General features: G+C 65.9%; 11 protein-coding genes. 9 read left to right on the top strand and 2 right to left on the bottom strand.

Annotated elements, in window-relative coordinates; genetic code table 11:
* The first annotated feature begins 30 nt into the window (after window positions 1-30).
* The 5 genes from XH93_RS01605 to XH93_RS01585 all read left to right on the top strand — a co-directional run bounded on the left by XH93_RS01605 (window position 31) and on the right by XH93_RS01585 (window position 4,708).
* Window positions 31-984: a LysR family transcriptional regulator gene (locus XH93_RS01605; protein ID WP_246799458.1), complete on the top strand. Its 954-nt coding sequence runs from the start codon at window positions 31-33 to the stop codon at window positions 982-984.
* A gap of 201 nt (window positions 985-1,185) precedes the next feature.
* Window positions 1,186-1,584 (top strand): succinate dehydrogenase, cytochrome b556 subunit, encoded by a 399-nt coding sequence (gene sdhC / locus XH93_RS01600; RefSeq protein ID WP_139479472.1) that lies wholly within the window; start codon window positions 1,186-1,188, stop codon window positions 1,582-1,584.
* Between the two features lie 14 nt (window positions 1,585-1,598).
* Window positions 1,599-1,973 (top strand): succinate dehydrogenase, hydrophobic membrane anchor protein, encoded by a 375-nt coding sequence (sdhD, locus tag XH93_RS01595; protein WP_194474951.1) that lies wholly within the window; start codon window positions 1,599-1,601, stop codon window positions 1,971-1,973.
* Window positions 1,974-1,976: 3 nt separating this feature from the next.
* On the top strand, window positions 1,977-3,818 hold the full coding sequence (gene sdhA, locus XH93_RS01590; protein WP_194472136.1) for a succinate dehydrogenase flavoprotein subunit: 1,842 nt from the start codon (window positions 1,977-1,979) through the stop codon (window positions 3,816-3,818).
* A 104-nt stretch (window positions 3,819-3,922) separates the two neighbouring features.
* Window positions 3,923-4,708, top strand: coding sequence for a succinate dehydrogenase iron-sulfur subunit (locus XH93_RS01585; protein ID WP_139479474.1), 786 nt, complete (start codon window positions 3,923-3,925; stop codon window positions 4,706-4,708).
* A gap of 74 nt (window positions 4,709-4,782) precedes the next feature.
* On the opposite strand, the gene XH93_RS01580 is transcribed toward XH93_RS01585, so the two are convergent.
* Window positions 4,783-6,657, bottom strand: a complete 1,875-nt coding sequence (locus XH93_RS01580) for a ferrous iron transporter B (protein ID WP_194472135.1) — start codon at window positions 6,655-6,657, stop codon at window positions 4,783-4,785.
* A complete protein-coding gene (locus tag XH93_RS01575) occupies window positions 6,654-6,941 on the bottom strand; it encodes a FeoA family protein (protein ID WP_194472134.1) in 288 nt (95 codons plus the stop codon). The genes XH93_RS01580 and XH93_RS01575 overlap by 4 nt, the downstream gene beginning before the upstream one ends.
* 404 nt (window positions 6,942-7,345) lie before the next feature.
* Between XH93_RS01575 and XH93_RS01570 the strand changes: the two genes are divergently transcribed.
* The 4 genes from XH93_RS01570 (at window position 7,346) to XH93_RS01555 (ending at window position 13,209) form a co-directional block, all read left to right on the top strand.
* A complete protein-coding gene (locus tag XH93_RS01570; RefSeq protein ID WP_194472133.1) occupies window positions 7,346-9,490 on the top strand; it encodes a hybrid sensor histidine kinase/response regulator in 2,145 nt (714 codons plus the stop codon).
* 277 nt (window positions 9,491-9,767) lie between these two features.
* Window positions 9,768-10,286, top strand: a complete 519-nt coding sequence (locus XH93_RS01565; RefSeq protein ID WP_194472132.1) for a transposase — start codon at window positions 9,768-9,770, stop codon at window positions 10,284-10,286.
* Entirely contained in the window at window positions 10,250-12,307 is a 2,058-nt protein-coding gene (locus XH93_RS01560) for an ABC transporter ATP-binding protein/permease (RefSeq protein ID WP_194472131.1), read from the top strand. Before XH93_RS01565 ends, XH93_RS01560 begins: the two co-directional genes overlap by 37 nt.
* Before the next feature lie 62 nt (window positions 12,308-12,369).
* On the top strand, window positions 12,370-13,209 hold the full coding sequence (locus XH93_RS01555; protein ID WP_194472130.1) for an FkbM family methyltransferase: 840 nt from the start codon (window positions 12,370-12,372) through the stop codon (window positions 13,207-13,209).
* Window positions 13,210-13,388 lie beyond the last annotated feature (179 nt).

Below are 13,388 nucleotides of genomic sequence, written 5' to 3'. Positions count from 1 at the left end.
TCGATAGGGTCTCTTGCGCAGATCGGAAGGATGGCCGTGGATCAGCTCGCCGCCATGTCGACCTTCGTGCGGGTGGTCGAGGCCGGCAGCCTGTCGGCGGCCGCGCGGGCGATTCCGAGTTCGCTCACTTCGGTCAGCCGGCAGATTGCGGCGCTGGAGCAGCATTTCGGGACACCGCTGCTGCTGCGCACCACCCGCCAGCTCGCGCTGACCGACGACGGCCGGCTGCTCTATGAGCGCGCCAAATCGATCATCGGCGAGGTCAAGGAAATCGAAGCCGCACTGGCGCGCGATCCGCGGCAGCCGTCGGGACGGCTACGGGTGAGCTCCCCGAGCCTGCTCGGGCGGCTGGTGATCGCGCCGATGCTGACCGAATTCCTGCGGCGCCAGCCGGCGCTTTCCGTCGATCTTCTGCTGGTCGATCGCGCGGTCGACATGGTCGAGGAGGACATCCATCTCGCTGTCCGAATCGGCCGCCTCAGCGATTCGCAACTGATCGCGCGCCGGCTTGCCGACATCCGGATGATCACCTGCGCGTCGCCGGATTATCTGGCGCGCCGCGGCGCGCCGCGAACGCCGCACGATCTCACCTCGCACGACTGCCTGGTGTTCTCGGATACGCCGGGCAGCGCCGAATGGCGCTTTGCCGACGGCAGCAGGACGGGTCGCAAATTCCGCATATCCGGTCGGCTCTGGATGAATAGCCTCGACGCCCTGGTCGGCGCCGCCAGGGACGGCGCGGGGATCGTGCGGGCACCGTCGTGGCAGGTGGAGCACGATCTCGCCGCCGGCCGGCTGCAACGGCTGCTAATCGATCACGAGCCGGCGCCGACCCCGCTGCATCTGATGCTGCAGCCGTCGCGCCTGGCATCGCCTAAGGTCAGGGCATTTGTCGATTATCTGGTCGAGCGATGGCGCCGCATCGACACCTTCAGCGCGCCGCCAGACGCGACGCGACGGGTCGATTCTCATTCGGACATATAGATTCAATTCTTGGTTCACGCGACATGGCGTCTGGTATACCAGACTGCGGATCAACCAGAATTCGGCTGCGCTAGTAATGAACTTCGGTTCGAACGAAGGCTAATTGGCCGTTGCGCGGCGTGGTGCGACTCCGTAAATAGAATTCATCCACCGCGTTCCCCGATGGGCCGGCCGCGGTCCCTCACACCATGAAGCCCGCCGATGACCGCCAGGATCGAACGACCGCTCTCGCCACATTTGCAGACCTACCGGTGGACGCTGACATTGGCGATGTCCATCATTCACCGCGGCACCGGGATCGCGCTTTATTTCGGCACTCTGCTGCTCGCCTGGTGGCTGATCGCAGCCGCCACGGGCCCCACCGCCTACGCCAATGTGCAGGCCTTCACCGGCAGCCTGATCGGCAAGCTGATCGTGTTCGGCTACACGTGGTCGCTGATGCACCACCTGTTCAGCGGCATCCGGCATCTGGTCTGGGACCTCGGCTACGGCTTCAAGGCCAATGAGCGCGAGGCGCTGACCTGGGGCGCGCTGATCGCCGGCATCTCGGCCACCGTCCTGGTCTGGATCATTGCCTACGCCGTTGGAGGTGGACGATGAGCGGCCCGTCCTCAATGCGCACGCCCTTGGCGCGCGTCCGCAATCTCGGTTCCTCGCATTCCGGCACCAAGGATTTCTGGCGGCAGCGCCTCACCGCGGTCGCGATGGTGCTGCTGATCGTTCCCGTGATCATCGTCGTGATCATGCTGCTCGGCCGCAACCATGCCGGCGCGGCGCAGATCCTCGGCTCGATCCCGATTGCCGTGATCCTGCTGCTCTTCATCATCGCCAGCACCTGGCACATGAAGATCGGCATGCAGATCGTGATCGAAGACTACGTGCATAACGAGAAGCTGAAGATCGCGGGCGTGATGGCCAACAACTTCTTCTGCGTCGCGGTCGCTCTGGCCTCGATCTACGCAATCCTCAAATTGTCATCGGGAGTTTGACCCATGGCTAACGAAGGCAACGGCAAGGCCACCAACGGCAGTGGCCCGGCCACCAACGGCAAGGCCTACCCGATCACCGACCACACCTTCGACGTCGTCGTGGTCGGCGCCGGCGGCGCCGGCCTGCGCGCGGTGGTCGGCTGCTCGGAAGCCGGCCTGCGCACCGCCTGCATCACCAAGGTGTTTCCGACCCGCTCCCACACCGTTGCGGCGCAGGGCGGCATCTCGGCCTCGCTCGGCAACATGCATCAGGACGACTGGCGCTGGCACATGTACGACACCGTGAAGGGATCGGACTGGCTCGGCGACCAGGACGCGATCGAATACATGGTGCGCAATGCGCCCGAAGCGGTCTACGAACTCGAGCATTGGGGCGTTCCGTTCTCGCGCACCGAGGACGGCAAGATCTATCAGCGCCCGTTCGGCGGCATGACCATCGACTTCGGCAAGGGCCAGGCGCAGCGCACCTGCGCCGCCGCCGACCGCACCGGCCACGCCATGCTGCACACGATGTACGGCCAGTCGCTGCGCCACTCGGCCGAGTTCTTCATCGAGTTCTTCGCCATCGACCTGATCATGGACGACCAGGGCGTCTGCCGCGGCGTCATCGCGCTCAAGCTCGACGACGGCACGCTGCATCGCTTCCGCGCCCAGACCACGATTCTCGCCACCGGCGGCTACGGCCGCGCCTACGCCTCCTGCACCTCGGCGCACACCTGCACCGGCGACGGCGGCGGCATGGTGCTGCGCGCCGGCCTGCCGCTGCAGGACATGGAATTCGTCCAGTTCCACCCGACCGGCATCTACGGCTCCGGCTGCCTCGTCACCGAGGGCGCCCGCGGCGAAGGCGGCTATCTGGTCAACTCCGAGGGCGAGCGCTTCATGGAGCGCTACGCGCCGTCGGCCAAGGACCTCGCCTCGCGCGACGTCGTCTCGCGCGCGATGACGATCGAGATCCGCGAAGGCCGCGGCGTCGGCAAGAAGAAGGATCACATCTTCCTGCACCTCGATCATCTCGATCCGAAGGTGCTGCATGAGCGGCTGCCGGGCATCTCCGAATCGGCGAAGATTTTCGCCAATGTCGACGTCACCCGCGAGCCGATCCCGATCGTGCCGACCGTGCACTACAACATGGGCGGCATCGCCACCAACTATCACGCCGAGGTGCTGACCAAGCGCAACGGCGACGACAATTCGGTGGTGCCCGGCCTGATGGCGATCGGCGAGGCCGCTTGCGTGTCGGTGCACGGCGCCAACCGCCTCGGCTCCAACTCGCTGATCGACCTCGTCGTGTTCGGCCGCGCCGCGGCGCTGCGTCTCGCCGAGAAGCTGACCGCCAACGCCAAGCAGCCGGAGCTGCCGAAGGATTCGTCCGACCGCGCGCTCGGCCGGCTCGATCACTTCCGCCACGCCTCCGGCGGCACCCCGACCGCGAAGCTGCGCGACAGCATGCAGCATGTGATGCAGAACAATTGCGCGGTGTTCCGCACCGGCGAAGTGCTGCAGGAAGGCCAGAACCTGATCCACAAGGTCTATGGCGGCATCGGCGACATCTCGGTGTCGGACCGCTCGCTGGTGTGGAATTCCGACCTGATCGAGACGCTGGAATTCGACAATCTGATCGTGCAGGCGCTGGTGACGATGGACTCGGCCGCCAACCGCACCGAGAGCCGCGGCGCGCATGCCCGCGAGGATTTTTCCGCCCGCGACGACAAGAACTGGATGAAGCACACGCTGGCGTGGCTTGATCCGGCCGGCAAAACCACGATCGATTACCGTCCGGTGCACGACTACACGATGACCAACGACGTGCAGTACATCCCGCCGAAGGCGCGGGTCTACTGAACGATTAGCCCGTCATTCCGGGGCGATGCGGAGCATCGAACCCGGAATCTCGAGATTCCGGGTCGGGTCCTTCGGACCATCCCGGAATGACGAAAGGTAGAGAGATGGTTGAATTCGCACTTCCGAAGAATTCGAAGATTTCCGGCGGCAAGACCTGGCCGAAGCCGGCCGGCGCCACCGAGACGCGCGAATTCCGGGTGTATCGCTGGAACCCGGACGACGGCAAGAATCCGAGCGTCGACACCTATCATGTCGACATCCACGATTGCGGCCCGATGGTGCTGGACGGGCTGATCTGGATCAAGAACCACATCGATCCGACCCTGACCTTCCGCCGCTCCTGCCGCGAGGGCGTCTGCGGCTCCTGCGCGATGAACATCGACGGCCAGAACACGCTGGCCTGCACCAAGTCGATGCACGACGTCGCCTCCGGCGGCGCAGTGAAGATCAACCCGCTGCCGCACCAGCCTGTCGTCAAGGACCTCGTCCCCGACCTGACCAATTTCTACGCCCAGTACGCCTCGATCGAGCCGTGGCTGAAGACCACCACGCCGACGCCGCAGAAGGAGTGGAGGCAGAGCCACGAGGATCGCGAGAAGCTCGACGGCCTCTACGAGTGCATCCTGTGCGCCTGCTGCTCGACCTCGTGCCCGAGCTATTGGTGGAACAGCGACCGCTTCCTCGGCCCTGCCGCGCTGCTGCAGGCGACGCGCTGGGTTACCGATTCCCGCGATGAGGCGACTGGCGAGCGGCTCGACAATCTCGAGGATCCGTTCCGCCTCTATCGCTGCCACACCATCATGAACTGCGCCAAGGCGTGCCCGAAGGGCCTCAACCCGTCGGAAGCGATCGCCGAGCTCAAGCTCAAGATGGTGGAACGCCAGATCTGACGCTTCTCATTGAAGCATGATCCGGAGACCGCTTCGCACCTTTCCGGATCATGCTTCGGCCTCGCGGCCGGGCATCAATTGATGCCCAGCGCCCGCGCCAGGTTGAAGGTCAGCAAGCTCGCGACATAGGCCAGCGCGAGCATGTAGACGAACGTCATCACCATCCACTTCGCGCTGCCGGTCTCGCGGCGGATCACCGCCAGCGTCGAGGCGCATTGCGGCGCGAAGATGTACCAGACCAAAAGCGACAGCGCGGTCGCCAGCGTCCATTTCTGCGCCAGCACCTGGCCGATCTGCTCGGCTGCCTCCTTGCCGCCCTCGATCGAGTAGACCGTGCCGAGCGCCGCGACTGCGACCTCGCGCGCCGCCATGCCCGGGATCAGCGCCACCGCGATCTGCCAGTTGAAGCCGATCGGCCGCAGCAGCGGCTCCAGCGCGTGGCCGATCATCGCCGCAAATGAGTAGTTGATCGCCGGCCCCTCGGCGCCCGCAGGCGCGGTCGGGAACGAGGCCAGGAACCAGATCAGCACCATCATCGACAGGATCGTGGTGCCGGCGCGGTAGAGGAACGCCTTGGCGCGATTGAAAATCCCGATCGCGATGCTGCGCAGCCGCGGCACCTTGTAGTCGGGCAGCTCCAGCATGAACGGCGCCGGCGCATGATCGCGCCACAGGAAGAATTTTGCGATCGCCGACACCGTCAGCGCACTGGTGATGCCGGCGGCATAGAGGCCGAACATCACGAGGCCCTGCAGATTGATCCAGCCCCACACCTTGGTCGCGGGAACGAAGGCCGAGATGATCAGCGTATAGACCGGAATCCGCGCCGAGCAGGTCATCAGCGGCGCGATCAGGATCGTGGTCAGGCGGTCGCGGGGATTGTCGATCACCCGCGTCGACATGATGCCGGGGATCGCGCAGGCAAAGCTCGACAGCAGCGGAATGAAGGCGCGGCCATGCAGCCCGGCGCCGCCCATGACGCGGTCCATCAGGAACGCGGCGCGCGCCATGTAGCCGAAATCTTCCAACAGCAGGATGAACAGGAAGATGATGATGATCTGCGGCAGGAACACGATGACGCTGCCGACGCCGGAGATCACGCCGTTCTGCAGGAAGCTCTGCAACAGGCCCCAGCTTTCCGGCAGCACGTCGTGGACCCATTGCCCGAGCGTCGAAAAACTGTCGGACAGCAGCTCCATCGCCGGCTGCGCCCAGCTGAACACCGCCTGGAACATCACGAACAGGATCAGCGCCAGGATGATGAGACCCCAGACCGGATGCAGCACCACGGCGTCGATCCGGTTGGTCAGGGTGTCGGGCTTGGTCGGCAGCGTGACGCTCGCGGCGATGATGCGGTCGGCCTCGCGCTGCGCGGCCTTGAGATCCGAGATCGTCGGCGCGGTCCATTGATTGGCCTGCGCCTCCAGGGCGCGGCCCATCAGTTCGTCGGTCCGCTTCAGGAGCTCGTCGACGCCGCCCTTGCGAACCGCGACCGCGGTCACGATCGGCAGCCCGAGCTCCTGCGACATCCGCTCCAGATCGATGGTCACGCCGCGGCGCTTGGCGATGTCGATCATGTTGAGCACGAGCAGCATCGGCCGGCCGATCCGCTTCAGCTCCAGCACCAGCCGCAGCGTCAGCCGCAGATTGGTGGCGTCCGCAACGCAGAGCACAAGGTCGGGCACCGCCTCGCCCTCGAAGCGCCCAAGCACGATGTCGCGGGTGATCTCCTCATCCGGGCTGCGGCCGCGCAGCGAATAGGTGCCGGGCAGATCGAGCACGGTGACGCTGCGGCCTTCCGGCGTGGTGAAGCTGCCGGATTTGCGCTCGACCGTGACGCCGGGATAGTTGGCGACCTTCTGGGTGCTGCCGGTCAGCCGGTTGAACAGCGAGGTCTTGCCGGTGTTCGGCGCACCGACCAGCGCCAGGCGCAGGGATGCAGTTGTCATTCGACGATCACAGCCATGGCTTCGCTCCGGCGCAGCGCGATCGTGATGGTGTCGACGCGCACCGCGATCGGGTCCCGCCGGATCGTGCCCTCATGCAGGATTTCCACGCGCGCGCCTTCCACAAACCCCATCTCGACCAGCCGCTGCTCCAGCTCCTGCGGCGACAGCGATGAGCCGGTCACGAGCGCATCGAGCCTGATGATTTTGCCGACAAAACCGCGATCCGCATGTCCGAGCCGGGTATCCTGCCGGATATCTTGGGAACGTTTTGGATCGCCTGTCATGTGGCCTGTTTTTCAGCAGGTAGTTATAGGGTCAAGCATTAGCCCGCGGCGGGTTTTAGAACCGCTAAAAACAGCGATCGCAAGCGGCGTCCCGACCGGTTTTCGGCCGCGCCGCGGGTCGCCGTTGACGCCGCCGTGATCTGGCGCCGCCGACGCCGGACATGCGGCCGCTCCCGGGAGCCAGATGCGGCCTGCGGTCGCGTTCGTCGGCGACCGCTCCAAAGGAAGGCGCAGGGGGATCACGCAGAGGGTCGCGCAGGCGAATTGGCGCGCAATTTAGCGATCCGGCCCGGCCGCCACGGCCCCACGTGGTGGCGGGGTCACGAACCGGCAACCAGGACGCGGGGTTTCGCTTTCTCCGGCGCGGCGGTTTGCGTTAATGTCTGCCGAGAGCCGGAGCGCCCGTGCAACCCGCCCAACGCAATTCGTTGAGACTGCTGAAATGGATGATGGCCGCATCGCTGGCCCTCCCGCTGGCGCTGTTCGTGTTTGCGTCCACGATGTCCTGGTTCTCCACCAACGAGACCGCCGACCGCGAGATCGAGCGCACGCTCGACGTCGCCCATGAGCACGCGCTCAAGGTGTTCGAGACCATCGACCACAGTCTGTCCGAAATCGCCGAGATCATCCGCGGCGCGTCGGACGCCAACATCTCGGCCCGCGAGCTCCCCCTGCATCAGCGGCTGAAGCAGCTCGTCGGCACCCTCCCCCAGGTGAAATCGGTCTGGGTGTTCGACGCCACGGGCCATGCCCTGGTCAACAGCCTGGTGGCGCCGGCGCCGAGCATCGATTTCTCCGACCGTGACTACTTCCGGATCCATGCCGGCGGCGATATCGGCACCTATATCGGCGAGGTGCTGACGCCGCGGCCGCCCTACCAGGGAGCGCGCTTCTTCGGCGTCGGCCGCCGCCGCAGCAACAAAGACGGCAGTTTTGCCGGGGTGATCCAGGCCTCCGTGCTGCCCGAATATTTCGAGAATTTTTACGCCCGGATCGGCCGCGAGCCCGGCAGCTTCCTGGCGCTGATCCGGACCGACGGCGCGCTGCTGGCGCACTTCCCGCCGGTCGACCACGACGTCCGGTTCGACCCGGGCGGGGCGCTCGGCCAGCAGCTCGTCGCCCATCCGCTCGCCGGCACCATGACCATCGTTTCCCCGGCCGACGGCGTCGAACGGCGCATGCGCTATCAGCGGCTCGCCGAATACCCGGTCTATGTCAGCGCCGGGCTGGACACGTCGGCGATCCGCGCGCGCTGGATATCGAACATTGCCCCGCATTTGATCTTCGGCGCGCCGGCCACCGCGCTGCTGTTCGGCCTGCTCGCGCTCGCCTTCCGGCGCACCCAGCGCCTGCACGAGGAGGCCGACCGGCGCGAGGAAGCCGAGGAGGCGCTGCGCCACGGCCAGCGGCTCGAGGCGCTCGGGCAGCTCACCGGCGGGGTCGCGCACGACTTCAACAACCTGCTCACCGTGATCCGCGCCTCGGTCGACATGCTGCGCCGGCAGGATCTGCCCGAGCCGCGGCGGCTGCGCTACATCGAAGCGATCTCCGACACCGTGGGCCGCGCCGCCAAGCTGACCGGCCAGCTGCTTGCCTTCGCGCGCCGGCAAAGCCTGCAGCCGGAAGTGTTCGACGCCTGCGCGAACGTGCGCACGCTGAGCGAGATGCTCGCCACCCTGATCGGCTCGCGCGTCGAGATCACGGCGCAGGTGCCCGATGAGCCCTGTCTCATCAACGCCGATGCCGGCCAGTTCGAGACCGCAATGATCAACATGGCGGTGAACGCGCGCGACGCGATGGACGGTGTCGGCCAGCTCACGATCACGGTCCGCCGGGTCGACCGCCTGCCGGCCACCAGCACCCACGCGCAGAACCCGCACGGCCATGTCGCGGTGTCGGTGACCGACACCGGCGTCGGGATTCCGCAAGAGCTGCTCGGCCGCATCTTCGAGCCGTTCTACACCACCAAGGAAGTCGGCCAGGGCACCGGGCTCGGCCTGTCGCAGGTGTTCGGCTTCGCCAGACAGTCCGGCGGCGAGGTCGACGTCGTCAGCGAGGTCGGCAAGGGCTCGACCTTCACGCTCTATCTGCCGCGCGTCACCGCCGTGCGCAGCGCCGAATCGCCGCTCGCCGATGACGCGCCCTCAGTCGGTCGGGGCGGCGCTTCGGTGCTGATCGTCGAGGACAATGCCGAGGTCGGACAATTCGCCGCCGACACGCTGACCCAGCTCGGCTGCACCTGCGTGCTGGTCGACAACGCCACCCATGCGCTGGAAGAGCTCGTGATCGCTCCCACCCGCTTCGACCTCGTCTTCACCGATGTCGTGATGCCCGGCATGAGCGGCATCGAGCTCGCGCAGGAGATCCGCAAGGGCGGGCTCGACCTGCCGATCGTGCTCGCCTCCGGCTACAGCCAGGTGCTGTCGCAGCAGGGCAGCCACGGTTTCGAGCTGCTGCAAAAGCCCTATTCGGCCGAGCAGCTCGCCCGCGTGCTGCACAAGGCCATGCGCGCGCGCCGCCTCAAGCGCGATCAGGCCACGGCGGAGTGAGTGAATGGCGCCCCGGGCGTGCCGCAAACACGCCGTCGTCCTGGCGAAGGCAGGGACGACGGTGAGTTAGGTTTCACATCGCTCGCCAAGTAACCGGTGTCATCACCCGCGAAGGCGGGTGATCCAGTATTCCAGAGACAGTCATTGTTGCGCCGAGAGGCCGCAGCGTACTGGATCGCCCGGTCCATGTGCGCAATTGCGCACAGGCCGGGCGATGACAGTTGTCGATGGGGTACAGTCGCGGATCGTCTCAGACGATAGTATAGCGCGACCGCAGTTGGCGGACCGGATCGACGCGGGCTTTCTCAGGAACCAAAGCGGCCGACACGAAGTTGTCACGCCAGTACCGGATCGCGAAGCGAATTCGCATCCCGCAACTTCATTTCAGAAAAGCCAGGACAATTCATTCGTCCGCGCCCGCATCGCGAAGGAAGCGGTCGCGCATGCCGACGAAGCGATATCATGGGATAACTTCGATGAGTGTTTCCAGATCAAAAGAATCAGCCATCAGAAGGCATACGGCCTCGATGGCGCGGGCGCTGACATGGCTGAGGAATACGTTTCCCGCCTGCGACGCCCCGAGATCGGATTTGACAACCACATCGCCGGTGCGCGTCTCCTCCGATACGCGCGGCGGTCCTCATGGCATGAGGACGACGCGCGCGTCTCGAATGGAGATGAGGTAAACAGGATGCCGCGCCGGCGGTCTGCCGTCAGGCCTGTCAGGGAACCGATTGATTTCCCTCGCGTTGCAAACCCATGGGCAAGGTCGCGGCCAAATCCGGATCGCAGCTAAAGAAGAGGTCGTCCACCGAGACCTCGTCGTCTGCCCAGCGCGTCAAAGCAAAGCCGCCCGATAAAGACGTCGAGAAGCCCACGAAGCAGTCCGCCGACGACACCTCCGAATTCGTCGACGTGACCGCCGAGGATGGCGACCATGTCGAGCCACCGCCGCCGGAGGCGCTTGAACCCGATCCCGAACTATCGCCCGAGGAAGCCGAGCAGGCACGCAAAGAATACCTGCTGACGCGCTTCTGGATCAGCGCGCGCGGCTATTGGGGCCGCAGCGGCGACCGGCTGGCGTGGCTGTTCACGATCGGCCTCGGGCTACTCATCATCGCCCATGTCGCGGTTCAGTACGGCATCAATGTCTGGAATCGCGAGATCTTCGATGCGATCGAGAAGCGCGATTCGATCAGCGTCTTCCAGCTGACGGCGATCTTCGTTCCGCTCGCGATCGGCAGCGTGCTGCTCGGCATCGCCCAGGTGTTTGCCCGGATGGGCATCCAGCGCCGCTGGCGCGCCTGGCTGACCAACGCAGTGGTATCGCGCTGGCTGACCAACGGCCGCTACTACCAGCTCAACCTGGTGGAGGGCGATCACAAGAACCCGGAATATCGCATCGCCGAGGATCTGCGGATCGCAACCGACTCGCCGGTCGACTTCGTCGCCGGCGTCACCTCCGCGCTGCTGTCCGCGATCACCTTCATCGTCGTGCTCTGGACCATCGGCGGCGCGCTGACGCTGACGCTCGGCGGCTCCTCCATCACCATCCCGGGCTTCCTCGTCGTCGCCGCCGTCATCTATGCCGCGATCGCGTCCGGCTCGATCATGGCGATCGGCCGCAGCTTCGCGCAGATCTCCGAGGACAAGAACCAGGCCGAGGCCGAACTCCGCTACACCCTGACCCGCGTGCGCGAGAACGGCGAGAGCATCGCGCTGCTCGGCGGCGAGGCCGAAGAGCGCGACGGCATCGACAAGACATTCTCGAACGTGCTGCGGCAATGGGCGCGGCTCGCCGGCCAGCACATGCGCACGACACTGGTGTCGCAGGGGTCGAACCTGATCGCGCCGGTCGTCCCTCTGCTGCTGTGCGCGCCAAAATTTCTCGACGGCAGCATGTCGCTGGGCCAGGTGATGCAGGCGGCCTCGGCCTTCACCATCGTGCAGACCGCATTCGGATGGCTGGTCGACAATTATCCGCGGCTGGCCGACTGGAACGCCTGCGCGCGCCGCATCGCTTCGCTGATGATGTCGCTGGACGGGCTCGAGCGCGCCGAGACCGGCGACGGCTTTGGCCGCATCCAGCGTGACGAAACCGAAGGCGAGGCGATGCTCAGCCTCAACGATCTCTCGGTCACGCTCGATGACGGCACCGCCGTGGTCGGCGAGACCGAGGTGGAAATCGTAGCCGGCGAGCGTTTGCTGGTCGCCGGCGAGTCCGGCACCGGCAAGAGCACACTGGTGCGGGCGATCGCCGGGCTATGGCCGTGGGGCGGCGGCAGCGTCGGCCTGCACGCGGATCGCCGCCTGTTCATGCTGCCGCAAAAGTCCTACGTGCCGTCCGGCACGCTGCGGCGCGCAGTGGCCTATCCGGGCGCCGCAGAGGACTGGAGCGTCGAAGAGATGGGCGAAGCCCTGCGCAAGGTCGGCCTCGATCATCTCAAGGACAAGCTCGAAGAGGATGCGCCGTGGGACCAGACGCTGTCCGGCGGCGAGAAGCAGCGGCTCGCCTTTGCCCGCCTGCTGCTGCACAGTCCTGATATCGTCGTGCTCGACGAGGCGACCTCGGCGCTCGACGAGAAGAGCCAGGACAAGATGATGGAGATGGTGGCGAAGGAGTTGCCGAAGGCGACGATCGTCAGCGTCGGTCATCGCGCCGAGCTCGAAGCCTTCCACAGCCGCAAGATCGTGCTGGAGCGGCGCAAGGGTGGCGCCAAGCTGGTCAGCGACATCGACCTGATTCCGCGCAAGGGCAGGCGAAGGTTGCTCGGGCGCTTTTTGGGGCAGCGGAACGCAGCGGGCAGAGCGGCGTAACGGCCCGTTGGAGTCGGCGGCAAAACCGGCTATGCATGCGCCGCTTTTGACGAGGATACCGCTTGATCCCCAGCAACGATCTTTCACCGGCGCCGTTCGGCGCGTTCGCGCCGAATCCGGCGCAGGCCGCGATCATCCGGCTTGCGCATGCGACCGGGCTGAAGCGCGGCGCGTTCCGGCCCTGGCTGTCGCGGCTGGTCAACCTATTCGGCGCGGGGCCGCTCGACGTGCCGTATCAGGGCGCCTCGTTCCGTTTCTATTATCAGGCCAGCGCCACCGAGCGCGGCGCGCTGTTCAATCCCGATTACAATCTCGAGGAGCTGCAGTTCCTGCGCCGCCATGTCGCCGCGGGCGGCACCTTCGTCGATCTCGGCGCCAATGTCGGCACCTACGCGCTGGCGCTGGCGCGCGACGTCGGGCCGACTGGAAAGGTGATCGCGATCGAGCCGCATCCGGTGACGCATGCGCGGCTCGCCTTCAACACGGCGGCCTCCGGCTATACGCAGGTGCGGCTGGTCGCGGCCGCCGCCGGTCCTGCCGACGGCGAGCTGATGATCGAAACCGACGGCGACAATCTCGGCGCCAGCCACATCGTCACCGGCACGCCGACCGGCGAGGGACTCAACAAGGCGTTCAAGGTGCCATCGTTGCGGCTGCAGCGCATCCTCGAGGAGGCCGGCGCGCGCCAGGTCGACGCGCTGAAGATCGACGTCGAGGGCTTTGAGGATCGCGTGCTGATCGGCTTCTTCCGCGACGCGCCCGAAGCGCTGTGGCCGCGCGCTGTGGTGATCGAACATCTGTCGAAGGATGAATGGACCGACGATTGCATTGCGGACATGCACATGCGTGGTTACGTCGACCAGGGCCGCACGCGCAGCAACACGCTGCTCGTGCGCGGGTGAGTTTTCTCCTTCCCCCTGAAAGGGGGAAGGTCGGGATGGGGGTCAGCCACAGACGATGCTCTCAGCGGAGAGAGCAGATCCCCACCCGCTTTGCTCTTGCGAGCAAAGCGACCTCCCCTTTGCAAGGGGAGGTGCAGCGAGATTGCGGACGCACATCCGCCAGCAAGAAAGGAAACCTC

It is taken from the genome of Bradyrhizobium sp. CCBAU 51753 (assembly GCF_015291565.1).
Classification (GTDB): Bacteria; Pseudomonadota; Alphaproteobacteria; order Rhizobiales; family Xanthobacteraceae; genus Bradyrhizobium; species Bradyrhizobium ivorense.
The sequence above is the reverse complement of the archived record's forward strand: the minus strand, read 5'-3'. Positions and strand labels throughout refer to the sequence as shown.

Bases quoted from the DNA above. Each gene is read 5' to 3' on its own strand.
- XH93_RS01605 (WP_246799458.1), top strand. From the start codon at position 31: ATGGCCGTGGATCAGCTCGCCGCCATGTCGACCTTCGTGCGGGTGGTC.
- sdhC (WP_139479472.1), top strand. From the start codon at position 1,186: ATGACCGCCAGGATCGAACGACCGCTCTCGCCACATTTGCAGACCTAC.
- sdhD (WP_194474951.1), top strand. From the start codon at position 1,599: ATGCGCACGCCCTTGGCGCGCGTCCGCAATCTCGGTTCCTCGCATTCC.
- sdhA (WP_194472136.1), top strand. From the start codon at position 1,977: ATGGCTAACGAAGGCAACGGCAAGGCCACCAACGGCAGTGGCCCGGCC.
- XH93_RS01585 (WP_139479474.1), top strand. From the start codon at position 3,923: ATGGTTGAATTCGCACTTCCGAAGAATTCGAAGATTTCCGGCGGCAAG.
- XH93_RS01580 (WP_194472135.1), bottom strand. From the start codon at position 6,657: ATGACAACTGCATCCCTGCGCCTGGCGCTGGTCGGTGCGCCGAACACC.
- XH93_RS01575 (WP_194472134.1), bottom strand. From the start codon at position 6,941: ATGACAGGCGATCCAAAACGTTCCCAAGATATCCGGCAGGATACCCGG.
- XH93_RS01560 (WP_194472131.1), top strand. From the start codon at position 10,250: ATGGGCAAGGTCGCGGCCAAATCCGGATCGCAGCTAAAGAAGAGGTCG.